This is a genomic window from Planosporangium spinosum (assembly GCF_049999945.1).
GTDB classification, from domain to species: domain Bacteria; phylum Actinomycetota; class Actinomycetes; order Mycobacteriales; family Micromonosporaceae; genus Planosporangium; species Planosporangium spinosum.
The window spans coordinates 194,261-205,258 of sequence record NZ_JBLYUB010000012.1 but is presented as its reverse complement, the minus strand read 5'-3'; the positions used below and the strand labels follow the sequence as shown (position 1 = coordinate 205,258).

General features: G+C 69.7%; 10 protein-coding genes, 1 pseudogene and 1 riboswitch. Of the genes and pseudogenes, 10 read left to right on the top strand and 1 reads right to left on the bottom strand.

Annotation, left to right across the window (positions count from 1 at the left end):
- Positions 1-155 precede the first annotated feature (155 nt).
- The 4 genes and pseudogenes from ACNTMW_RS18105 to ACNTMW_RS18090 all read left to right on the top strand — a co-directional run bounded on the left by ACNTMW_RS18105 (position 156) and on the right by ACNTMW_RS18090 (position 2,768).
- Positions 156-608: a MerR family transcriptional regulator gene (locus tag ACNTMW_RS18105; protein WP_426634828.1), complete on the top strand. Its 453-nt coding sequence runs from the start codon at positions 156-158 to the stop codon at positions 606-608.
- Entirely contained in the window at positions 571-990 is a 420-nt protein-coding gene (locus ACNTMW_RS18100; protein WP_426634827.1) for a carboxymuconolactone decarboxylase family protein, read from the top strand. The genes ACNTMW_RS18105 and ACNTMW_RS18100 overlap by 38 nt, the downstream gene beginning before the upstream one ends.
- A 61-nt stretch (positions 991-1,051) precedes the next feature.
- A pseudogene (locus tag ACNTMW_RS18095) lies at positions 1,052-1,429 on the top strand (aldo/keto reductase); the annotation flags it as partial.
- 193 nt (positions 1,430-1,622) lie between these two features.
- On the top strand, positions 1,623-2,768 hold the full coding sequence (locus ACNTMW_RS18090) for an ISAs1 family transposase (RefSeq protein ID WP_426634826.1): 1,146 nt from the start codon (positions 1,623-1,625) through the stop codon (positions 2,766-2,768).
- A gap of 54 nt (positions 2,769-2,822) precedes the next feature.
- Here ACNTMW_RS18090 and ACNTMW_RS18085 read toward each other — a convergent pair whose 3' ends face one another.
- On the bottom strand, positions 2,823-3,047 hold the full coding sequence (locus tag ACNTMW_RS18085) for a hypothetical protein (RefSeq protein WP_426634824.1): 225 nt from the start codon (positions 3,045-3,047) through the stop codon (positions 2,823-2,825).
- Positions 3,048-3,211: 164 nt separating this feature from the next.
- Here ACNTMW_RS18085 and ACNTMW_RS18080 point away from each other — a divergent pair, with 164 nt between their 5' ends.
- The 6 genes from ACNTMW_RS18080 (at position 3,212) to ACNTMW_RS18055 (ending at position 10,950) form a co-directional block, all read left to right on the top strand.
- Positions 3,212-4,468, top strand: coding sequence for a sensor histidine kinase (locus ACNTMW_RS18080; RefSeq protein ID WP_426634823.1), 1,257 nt, complete (start codon positions 3,212-3,214; stop codon positions 4,466-4,468).
- A complete protein-coding gene (locus ACNTMW_RS18075; RefSeq protein ID WP_426634822.1) occupies positions 4,456-5,112 on the top strand; it encodes a response regulator in 657 nt (218 codons plus the stop codon). Before ACNTMW_RS18080 ends, ACNTMW_RS18075 begins: the two co-directional genes overlap by 13 nt.
- A gap of 157 nt (positions 5,113-5,269) precedes the next feature.
- Positions 5,270-6,025 carry an ABC transporter ATP-binding protein gene (locus ACNTMW_RS18070; RefSeq protein WP_426634821.1) on the top strand — a complete coding sequence of 252 codons (756 nt, stop codon included), beginning with the start codon at positions 5,270-5,272 and terminating at the stop codon, positions 6,023-6,025.
- Positions 6,026-6,028: 3 nt separating this feature from the next.
- Positions 6,029-8,569, top strand: coding sequence for an FtsX-like permease family protein (locus ACNTMW_RS18065; RefSeq protein ID WP_426634820.1), 2,541 nt, complete (start codon positions 6,029-6,031; stop codon positions 8,567-8,569).
- Between the two features lie 700 nt (positions 8,570-9,269).
- Positions 9,270-9,353: riboswitch (ZMP/ZTP riboswitch) on the bottom strand.
- Between the two features lie 333 nt (positions 9,354-9,686).
- Entirely contained in the window at positions 9,687-10,640 is a 954-nt protein-coding gene (locus ACNTMW_RS18060) for a CPBP family intramembrane glutamic endopeptidase (protein WP_426634819.1), read from the top strand.
- A 127-nt stretch (positions 10,641-10,767) separates the two neighbouring features.
- Positions 10,768-10,950, top strand: a complete 183-nt coding sequence (locus ACNTMW_RS18055; protein WP_426634818.1) for a hypothetical protein — start codon at positions 10,768-10,770, stop codon at positions 10,948-10,950.
- The last annotated feature ends 48 nt before the right edge of the window (positions 10,951-10,998 follow it).

The window sequence follows — 10,998 nt, the reverse complement described above, 5'->3', positions numbered from 1 at the left end:
GGGTCATCGCGTACTCCGTCCTCTGGGTGTTCTTGGTCGTTCACACAGAGACTCACGCGATGACCCCCTTCACGTCCGCGATACGCCGAAGTGGATCAGCTTCTACACCACTCGATGGGACGCAACCGTGCACTCCAACACTTAACGTGTTCGGCATGACAGCGATGGTGACTGAGGACGAACGCTATCTGGGCATCTCCGAGGTGGCCGAGTCGACCGGACTGAGTCCGGACACCCTGCGCTGGTACGAGCGCGAGGGACTGTTCCCCCAGGTGGAACGGGACTCGAGTCGGAGGCGCCGCTACAGCCCGCGTCACGTCGGATTCTTGCGGTTGCTGGTGCGACTGCGGCGCACCGGGATGCCGACAAGCGAAATGCGGCAGTTCAGTCGACTCGTCACCGGGGGCGCGGCCACACACGGCCGGCGGCTCGCGCTGCAGGCCGCGCACCGGGAACGGATCGTGGCTCGGCTGGCCGAACTACAGGGCGATCTGGCCGCACTTGCCGAGAAGGTCGAGCACTACCGGCATCTGATCGAGCAGGGCCTGGATTGTGACGGGGCCCCTGTCGATGCCCGCACCACCGTTCGGCAGCGAGAACAGGGGTGACACCGATGTCACAGACCGTTATGCCCGTGGGCTGGAATTGCTTGAAACCATCCACGGACCCGAGGCCGCGACGGCGATCCGGGAATCGTTTGACGCGGTTCACCCTGGTTTCGGCCGCTATACGATCGGAGCGGGGTTTCGCCGATGTGTACGGCCGTGCGGGGTTGAGCCTGGTGCAACGGCAACTGCTGAACGTGGCCGTACTAACCGCGCTGGGAGCCGCCGAGCCACAGTTCGCGGTGCATCTGCCGGGTGCGCGAACGTCGGCGTCTCGGCTGGCGAGATTCTTGAGACGGTCTTTCATGCGGCCTTGTACGCCGGGCACCCGCGGAGTGTGAATGCACTGCGCGTGGCCGGCGATGTCTTCACCGAACGGGGCTGACCATTCCGCCGAACGCACCCGCATACGCCGGCCGCGGTGACAGCGACATCAGGGAGCAGTGATGCAGCGTCGGATTCTAGGACGCACCGGCATCTCCGTCAGCAAGTTCGCCCTGGGCACCATGCATCTGGGTGCGTGGGGGAACAAGGATCACGACGATGCGACCCGGTTGATCCATACGGCGTTGGATGCCGGGATCAACCTCATCGACACGGCCGACATGTACTCCAATGGCGAAGCCGAACAGATCGTCGGCAAAGCCATTCGCAGCCGCCGTGATGAGGTCGTGCTCGCGACCAAAGGCCACTTCCCGGTCCAGTTCCCGAAGGACGATGACCCGAACCGGCGGGGTAACTCACGGCGCTGGCTCACACGGGCGGTCGAAGACAGCCTGCGGCGGCTGGGCACCGACCGCATCGACCTCTACCAGGTGCATCGCCCCAGGGCCTTTGCAAGGTAGGGATTTGACCGGTTCGCCAGGACTGGGATGGCCGCGCCTGTTGTGGCGGGTTCACAGAGCGAGCGCGGTCCCGTGGTGATCACTCAGTTGTCTACGCTGGATGATCAGGACAGGGACCGCGCTCGTGGTTGCATCATCGCTGATTGATCGCCTCACCGCACGTACCCAGGACGTGTCGATCGACTCCGTGCAGGTACCGGCGCTGCTGCGGGACTTGGCCCGGGTGCCCGATCCGCGCGATCCGCGCGGCGTGATCCACCCGTTGGTGAGCCTGCTCGCGGTCGCGGTCGCCGCGGTGCTGGCCGGTGCCCGCTCGGTTACCGCGATCGGGGAGTGGGTCGCCGACGTGCCGGCCACGGTCCTCGCCGCGTTGGGCGTGGTGCGTGACCCGTTCACCGGTTTCCACCGCGTGCCGGACGCCACCACGATCGGTCGGGTGCTGGCCGACCTCGATGGTGATGCGTTCGACACCGCCGTCAGCCAGTGGCTGGTGGGCCTGCACACCCCACCCGCCGACCAGCCACCACACCGGCGCGCCTACGCCACGGACGGCAAGACCTTGCGCGGGTCCGGTCCGGCCGGGTCGCAGGTCCACCTGCTGGCCGCGGTCGACCACCACACCGGCGCGGTGGTCGCCCAGACCGCGGTCGACGGCAAGACCAACGAAATCACCAGGTTCGTGCCGCTGCTGGCCGACCTGGACCTCGCCGGTGCGGTCGTGACCGCCGACGCGTTACACACCCAGCGCGAGCACGCCCGCTGGCTGGTCGAACAGCGCAACGCCGGCTACGTGTTCGTCGTGAAGAAGAACCAACCGACCCTGTACCACCAGGTCAAACACCTGCCCTGGGGCAAGGTCCCGATCGACGACGAGGTCCACACCCGCGGCCACGGACGCGACGACATCCGTCGCCTGCAGGTCGTCACCGTCGCCCGGTCGATCGGGCTGGATTTCCCGTACGCAGTGCAGGCCGTCCGGGTGCGCCGACGCCGCATGAACCTGACCACCGGCCGCTGGTCGACCGTCACGGTCTACGCCGTCACCAACTTCACCGCCGACCAGGCCACACCGGCCGAGTTGGCCGACTGGCTACGCGGGCACTGGACCATCGAAGTGCTCCACCACGTCCGTGACGTGACCTTCGCCGAAGACGCCAGCCAGCTCCGTACCGGCAACGCCCCACGAGCAATGGCCACCCTCCGCAACGCCGCGGTCAGCGTGCTCCGCCTGGCCGGCACCACCACGATCGCCAGAGCACTGCGCCACAACGCCAGGGACCCCCACCGCCCGCTGCGACTCCTCGGCCTACTGACGTAGAGCAAAAGCGGTCAAATACCTACCTTGCAAAGGCCCTGCGTCGTCCGGGCGCCGTCACCGGTGCCGATAGTGGTGCACGACGAGCGCAGCGGCGCAGGCGAGCGTGACCAGGCCAAAGGCGATTCCCGGGTACGGGCCGATGTCGGCGCTCGAGGCGGCCGCGTTGCCTGCGGCGCTCACGATGAGACCCAGCCAGAGTGCGGGCCGCAGCAGACCGCCCCGGCTGCTGCCGGCGTCGGTGGTGTCGAGCGCCTGCGAGATGCGGTACCGGTCCCTCATGACCTGCTCCCTTGTTGTGGTTCGGTGTCGTCCACAACGGTAGGAACGCAGGCCGCGGCAGACGATCCAGCCAGCGAGCCGATCGGGGTATAGCAGGCTGTACTGCCGAGGGAAGCACCCATGACCTATCGTCTCTGCCCGGGATGTAGACCCGGGAGGTGCATATGGCGGTCGATGGGAACCTGGCGTCCGGTCGGCGGTACCTACTGGCCCGCATGCGCGCGTCGGTCGATGCCCTCGAGCATATCGTCGGCGGCCTGGGCACGGCCCTGCTGGCGTTGGCCACGCTGACCTGGGCGATCGTCGTCGCCGTCGCCTGTGTCCTGGTCGTTGGTCTCGTGCTTGCGCCCACCGTGCCGCGGATCGTCCGGGCCGTCGCCGACCGGGAGCGTGCGCGGCTGTCGCGGTGGGGTCCGGAGATTCTCGGCGCCGAACCCTTGCCGGCCGGTCTGCGCGCGGCCCTGATCGATCCTGCCGTTCGCCGCGAGTTCGGCTGGGTGGCCGTGCACGGCACGTTCGGCTTCGTCATGGGGCTGCTCGGCCTCGTATTGCCGCTCTACGCCGTGCAGGACCTGACCTTCCCGCTGTGGTTCTGGCTCGTGAATGCCGAGAACGGCGGCCCGGGCCTGGTGTTCTGGCCCGTACTCGGCCTGGTCGACGCGCTCGGCGTCAGCCTGATTGGTGTGGGCTGGGTCGCTGTCGTCGTCGGGCTGGGGCCGGCCTTGGCGCGGATGCAGGCGTGGCCCGGGCGCCGGCTGCTGGCGCCGTCCGCCGACGCCGACCTTTCGCTGCGCATCGCGGAACTGACCGCCACGCGCGCCGGGGCGTTGGACGCGCACGCGGCCGAGCTACGACGGATCGAACGGTCGCTGCACGACGGCACGCAGAACCGGCTGGTGGCCGTCAACGTCATGCTCGGCGCCGCCCGCCGGGCGCTGGCCCGGGACCCGGCCGTCGCCGAGGCCATGCTCGAGCGGGCGCAGGACGCGACCGAGCAGGCACTGGCCGAGCTGCGAACGGTCGCCCGTAGCATCCTGCCGCCGGTGCTGGCCGATCGCGGGCTCGCCGGTGCGCTGACCGGGCTTGCGGGTGCCTGCGGGGTACCGTGCCGGGTCGACGTGGACGTGCCCGGCCGGTGCGCCGCGTCCGTGGAGGCGACCGCCTACTTCGTCGTGGCCGAGGCCCTCACGAACGTCGCCAAGCACAGTGGCGCGCGCAGCGCCGCCGTCACGGTGCGTCGGGACCGAGATCGGCTGCTGCTGCGGGTCGACGACGACGGCCGCGGCGGCGCCGGCGAAGGGCAAGGCTCCGGGCTCACCGGCATCCGCCGGCGGGTCGAGGCGTACGACGGTCGCCTCGTCATGACCAGTCCGCCGGGCGGTCCTACGACGATGCAGGTGGAGTTGCCATGCGGATCGTGATCGCCGAAGATGACCCCTTGCTGCGCGAGGGCCTGGCACTGCTGCTGCGCGCCGAGTCGCTCGATGTGGTGGCCACCGCCGACTCGCCGGCCGCCTTCCTCGCCGCAGTGGACGAATACGAGCCGGACGTCGCCATCGTCGACGTCCGGATGCCGCCGACGCACACCGACGAGGGTATTGTCGCCGCCGTCGAGGCCAGGCGCCGCCGTCCCGGCCTTGCGGTGCTCGTGCTTTCCGCGTACGTGGAGCAGGCATTCGCGACCGAGCTGCTCGCCGGCGGCGCGGTGCGGCTGGGGTACCTGTTGAAGGAGCGCGTCGGCCGGGTCGAAGAGTTCCTCGGCGCGCTGCATCGCGTCGCGGACGGCGGCACCGCCATCGACCCCGAGGTCGTCGGCCAGTTGCTGTCCCGCAGCCGGCCGAACAGCGCCCTGGAACGGCTGAGCCCGCGCGAACGCGAAGTGCTCGCGCTGATGGCCGAGGGGCTCGGCAACACCGCCATCTCGGAGCGGCTGTTCATCACCGACGGCGCCGTGCACAAGCACATCCGCAGCATTTTCGCCAAGCTCGACCTGGCCCCGACCGACCGGGCCGACCGCCGGGTCACCGCGGTGCTGCGCTACCTGGACGACACCCAGCGACGGTAGCGCCTGCTGTACCGGCACTCGCCCGTAGGCTTCATCGATCGCGGTCATCGATCGCCATAGCGTTCTCCGTGTACTCGTCAGCTGCGAAAATACGGAAGGCAAAGTGGTGAACGTCTACACCGGTCAGCACGGCGACGGGCTTGCGACAGTGCGCTTCATGCAGGCTCCGGCGGCCGTCCGCGTCGAGCAACTCACCCGCATATACGGCACCGAGCGGCAGCCGGTCACGGCGCTGGCCGGCGTCGACGCCACGTTTCACCAGGGCAGCTTCACCGCCGTGATGGGGCCGTCCGGTTCCGGCAAGAGCACGCTGCTGCACACCGCCGCAGGGTTGGACCGTCCGACCTCCGGCCGGGTGTGGATCGGCGGCACCGAGCTTTCCCGGATGTCGGAGACCAACCTGACCAAGCTGCGCCGCACAAAGATCGGCTTCGTCTTCCAGGCGTTCAACCTCGTCGGCGCGCTCACCGTCGAGGAGAACATCGTGCTGCCGCTGCGCCTGTCGGGGATGCATCCGGATCGGCAGTGGCTGGCTCGGGTGGTCGACCGTGTCGGCCTCACCGCGCGCCTGCGGCACCGCCCTTCGGAGCTCTCCGGCGGCCAGCAGCAGCGGGTCGCCATCGCCCGGGCGTTGGCCATGCGCCCCGACGTCATCTTCTCCGACGAGCCGACCGGCGCCCTCGACACGCAGACGGCGGCGGAGGTGCTGAGCCTGCTGCGATCGGTCGTCGACGAGCACGGGCAGACGGTCGTCATGGTGACCCACGACCCGGTGGCCGCCTCGTACGCCGACCGCGTGATGGTGCTCGCCGACGGCCGGATCGTGCACGACACGCCCCAGCCGGGAGCCGAACGCATCGCCGAACATCTCGCGTCGCTCGGTCGTCGTCAGCGCGTCGCACGAGAGGGCTGAACCATGCTGACGTTCGCCGCACAGATGCTGCGCCACCGCCTGGGCGGCGCGGTCGCCACCCTGGTCGCGCTCGCCGTCGGCGTCATGGTCCTCATGACGATGGGCGTCCTGGTCGAGTCGGGCCTGCGCTACCGGCCCGAGCCGCAGCGGTACGCCGCCGCGGATCTGGTCGTTGCCAACCGGGACCTCACGGTCACCGCCAAGGACATCGGCGGCGATACCGTCACGACCACCTTGTCGTTGCCCGAGGGCGGCACCGTCCCCGCTGGTCTCGTCGACCAGATCCGCCAGGTGCCCGGCGTGGCCTCCGTCGTCGCCGACGACTCGGTCGCGGTCGTGCCGCTGGCTTCCGGCGCCGGGCCGGCCGTCGGCCACGGCTGGAGCAGCGCCGCCCTCACGCCGTACCGGATCGTGGCCGGCAACCCGCCGACCGCGGACGACGAGATCGCCATCGATGCCCGCCTTGCGTCAGCCTCACCCGACGCACTTCGACCCGGCCAGCGCGCCGAAATCCTCGTCGGAGGCGTCCCGCGCCGATACAACGTGACGGGGCTTGCGGAGTCGAGCCGCAGCGCCGACCCGCCGTCGGTGTTCTTCACCGATCGCCAGGTCGCGGCGCTCAGCACGCACCCGGGCCGGGTGGACGCCGTCGGCGTCATCGCGGCGCCCCGCCTGGACCGGACCGCCCGTGCTGCGCTGAACACCGCCGTGGGCCGGCTCGCCGATGCCGCCGGGGCAACGACCTACGCCGGTACCGACCGCGGACTGCTCGATCACCCCGAAGCCCTCGCGGCGCGGGCCCTGCTGATCCAGCTCGGCGGGGTCTTCGGCGGGTACGTCGCCATGCTGGTCGTGTGCGTCGTCGCCGGCACCGTCGGCCTGTCCGTCCGGTACCGCCGCCGGGACCTCGCGCTGCTGCGCGCGATCGCGGCGACCCCTGGCCAGGTACGCCGGATGATCATGACGGAGGCGGCCCTCGTGAGCCTCGCCGCCGCCGCCCTCGGCGTCCCGGCCGGCCTGCTCGCGACCCGGTGGATACACGGCGAGCTGGTCGACAGGGGATTCATCCCAGTCGGCTTCCCGATCGTCACGGGCTTCGTCTCGGTACCGGCGGCCGCGCTGAGCGCGGTGCTCGTGGCGGTGCTCTCGTCCCTGATCGCGGCGCGGCGGGTCACCAGCATCCGTCCCACCGAAGCCCTCGGCGAGGTCGCCGTCGAGTCCACCCGCACCGGCAAGATCCGGTTCGTCGCCGGCATGGTGATGCTCGTGGGTGCCGTTTCGTCCAGCGCGTTCACCGTCGCCGGCAGCGGCCAGGCCGCCCTCGCTGGGGCCATCGGCATGCTGTACCTCCTCGTCATCGCGGTCGCCCTGCTCGGCCCGTCGATCAACCGGTTCGCGGCACGGCTGCTCGCCCCGGTGCTCCGCGCGGTCTGGGGTGCCAGCGGATACCTCGCCTCCGCCAACCTGCGAGCCAACGCCAAGGGCATGGTCACGGTGCTCACCGCGCTGGTGCTGTCCGTCGGCTTCGGTGGCTCGGTGTGGTTCCTGCAGAGCAACCTGCAACGCCAGACGGTCACCCAGAGCCGCGACGGCATGCTGGCCCAGCGCGCGCTGGTCGGGCCGGCCGGCCTGCCGGACACCGTGATCGCGGAAGCGGGGAAGATTCCCGGGGTACAGGCCGTGACCGGCGTACGCCACACCTCGGTCGTGGTCAGGATGCTCGACGAGGCCGAGGTGGTCCCGGCGCAGGCGGTCGATCCGGACGGTGCCGCTGCAACCATGGACCTGCGGATCATCCAGGGAAGCCTGGCCGACCTGCACGGCGGCCGCATCGCGGTGTCGAGCATGCGCGCCTCGTCCCAGGGCTGGAAGGTCGGCGACCAGGTCAACCTCTGGCTCGGCGACGGCACTCCGGCCAGGCTGCAGGTCGCCGCGATCTACGAGCGCGGCCTCGGCTTCGGCGACATCACCCTGACCCGCGAGACCGTCGCCGGCCACACCGCGACGAACCTCGACGACCAGATACTGATCCGCACCGCGCCCGGCGCAGACATCGATGACGCCCTGAAAAACCTTTCCGCCCGGTACCCCACCAGCGCGGTCGTCCGCGCCGACGAACTTACCGGGCAGCTGGCCAAGGATCTGGCGATCAGCGCCTGGCTGAACAAGCTACTTGTCGCGGTGATGGTCGGTTACGCCGCCCTGGCCGCGGCCAACACTATGGTCATGGCGGCCCTGGCCCGCAGCCGGGAGCTGTCCCTGCTCCGCCTCGTTGGCGTCACCCGCCGGCAGGTCAAGCGCATGGTCCACGCCGAGCAGGTCGGCCTGCTCGGCACCGCGCTGGCCATCGGCGGAGCGATCGCGACCGCGACGCTGACCGCGGCGGTGAACACGCTGACGGGCCACCCGGTGCCGTACGTCCCCCCGCTGGGCTTGGTAGCGGTGATCGGCGGAACGACGCTGCTCGCGCTCGTGACAACGGTGGCGCCGACCGGTCGCCTGCTGCGCATCCCGCCTATCGAGAACATCGGCGTGAAGGAGTAGCTCAGCAGAGAGGCAACGGGGCCGGCAACACGCCGGCCCCGTTTGCGCTCGCGTCGTGACCCGGGTCAGTACCGCAATTGACCGATGATTCGAGCTCAGCGGTCGTCGGAATCTCAGCGAGCGAGCGGTCGTCTTGGCGGATTCTCGTGGGGCGTGGCCATTGTTGCCGAGACACCCCCGGCCGGGTGGGAGTACCTCGCAGGTTCCGTGCCGATTCTCATCGGATCAATGACGGTGATGGCGTGGACGAGTACCGAGCGACCGAACCCAGCGGGCGCGCTCACCGTTGAGGGTTACGTTGCGTAACGAACGGTAACCGGTGCGGGCGCCGCGACCATGTCTCAGCAAGAACTCTTCGGGTCGGTGTCCCGGCTCGTGCATGGGCCTGCGCTAACGCGTCGGCGCACGGATCGACTCCGAACAAGCGGGCGGTCACCGGATGGATCGGTCCGGCCGGCGCCGCCCGCCCCGGCGACACGTGCGTGAACGACGACGCCGCAACCGTCCCCGGATCCGGCGGACGCCTCTCGAACCAGCTGCCACGCGCCGATTGCGACCAGAACGTGGAGGCGAGAAGGATGCGCGTGCACCACGGTGAAGGGCGCCGTACCGATCGGCTCAACCGTCGCCGGGCTTTGGTGGGGTTCATGGCGTAACGCAGCTTCACCGCGGACCTCCGAACGCGCACGATTTGAGGCGCCGCGGAGGCCCAGGCGGTCGGCAGCCGACGTCATAGCGGCCAATCCCCTGTGGCGCCCCACCCTCGCCAGTCACGGTGGTCAATCCCCGGTGGTGCCCACCCTCGCCAGTCACGGCGGCGCCGCCAACCCCGAGTCGCTCATCACAAGCCCTCGTCGCTGGCCTCGTTCACGCAAGCGGCGAACGCTTCTGGCACGGTGTCGACCAGTCCCGGCCACAGCTCTTCGTCATCGAAGGGTGTGTGGTCGGCGTGTGCCAGACCGCGCCGTCGAACGGTAGCGCCTGCTGTACCGGGGTTGGGGTGGCTGTGGGAGTGTCCGCGACGCCGTGGACTGATGAGCTGTTCAGCGTCGAAAGCGACTCGGACCGCTGCTGATTCCCTTTCGTCAGAACACCTTTCACCCACTGGGAGGTTCCGTTGAGCATTCATCCGACCCCGGTTCAGACTCCGAGTCCGACCGGTATCCGCGGCTTCATCCGCCGCCACACCCTCGTCGCGTTCTTCGTCCTCGCCAACGGACTCAGTTGGCTGGCATGGATGCCCTACATCCTGTCGAAGAACGGCCTCGCACTCATAGACCTGCGCTTCCCCGAGTTGCTTGGCACCGACCAGGTCCTCGGCGTCCTCCCGGGTGCGTACGTCGGCCCGGTCACCGCGGCGTTCATCGTGACCGCCGTGGCGGACGGCCGAGCCGGGCTGCGCCACTGGGCCGGCCGGCTCGTGCGCTGGCGGGTCAACTGGCGCTGGTACGTAGGAATCCTGACCGCCGTCCCGGCGACCGTCCTGCTCGCCACGTGCGCCCTGCCGGGCGCCCTGGAAGGCGTCCGGATGCCGAGCATCGCCATCCTGATCGGCTACCTGCCGATGCTGGTCGCACAGTTCATCACCACCGCTGTCGCCGAGGAACCCGGCTGGCGCGACTTTGCCCTGCCGCGTCTGCAGCGCCGGCGCGGCGCCACCGGCGGCACGGTGGTCCTCGGTGTGCTGTGGGGCGTATGGCACCTTCCGCTGTACCTCACCCACTGGGGCGGTTGGCCGAACGTTACCTGGTGGCAGCCGATCGAGTTCGTCGTCGCATGTGTGCCGATCAGCCTGACGATGACCTGGGTCTTCAATCGCACCAACGAGAGCCTGCCGATGGCCATGATTCTGCACGCGAGCGTCAACAGTGTCTTCTCGCTGGTCTGGCCGGAGATGTTCCCGCACCTGACGAACCGGGACAGCACCCACGTGGTGCTGATCGCATCCTCTGCCGCGGCCCTGGTCCTGCTCGCCGCCACCCGCGGAAAGCTCGGCCTGCGCATCGCCGGCAGCACGCCGCAGCACGAACAAGCCAACCCGAGCCGGCGACACGAGCAACTCGTCAAATGATCACGCGCGTGACGGTGTAGACGCTTGACGGTGGAACGGCCCGGTACCAGCCTGTACCGGGCCGGACTGCATCACATGACCTGTGCGAGCGCAGCGGCGCGATCGCGTTGTGTTCCGGTGGTGATCCGTGCTCGGCGCCCACTTCACCGCCAGCATCGTCGACCGCTGGTTCGGCGCGGTCGGCGACGACCCGCTGCTCGTGCTGCAACGAGCGTCCGGGGAACGTCCCGAAGCCGCGGAGGCCCTGGCCTCGTTCCTCGAGGCAACTCCCTGCGGCCACTGCACCGATACCTGCGCGCGAGCGGCCTGAGCGACGCGGAAGCTCGCCGCCGCGCCCAGGCGATCGACGCCTTCGTGC

Coding starts and splice junctions, on each gene's coding strand:
- ACNTMW_RS18075 (WP_426634822.1), top strand. CDS start 4,456: ATGCGGATCGTGATCGCCGAAGATGACCCCTTGCTGCGCGAGGGCCTG.
- ACNTMW_RS18085 (WP_426634824.1), bottom strand. CDS start 3,047: ATGAGGGACCGGTACCGCATCTCGCAGGCGCTCGACACCACCGACGCC.
- ACNTMW_RS18070 (WP_426634821.1), top strand. CDS start 5,270: ATGCAGGCTCCGGCGGCCGTCCGCGTCGAGCAACTCACCCGCATATAC.
- ACNTMW_RS18100 (WP_426634827.1), top strand. CDS start 571: ATGCCCGCACCACCGTTCGGCAGCGAGAACAGGGGTGACACCGATGTC.
- ACNTMW_RS18080 (WP_426634823.1), top strand. CDS start 3,212: ATGGCGGTCGATGGGAACCTGGCGTCCGGTCGGCGGTACCTACTGGCC.
- ACNTMW_RS18105 (WP_426634828.1), top strand. CDS start 156: ATGACAGCGATGGTGACTGAGGACGAACGCTATCTGGGCATCTCCGAG.
- ACNTMW_RS18065 (WP_426634820.1), top strand. CDS start 6,029: ATGCTGACGTTCGCCGCACAGATGCTGCGCCACCGCCTGGGCGGCGCG.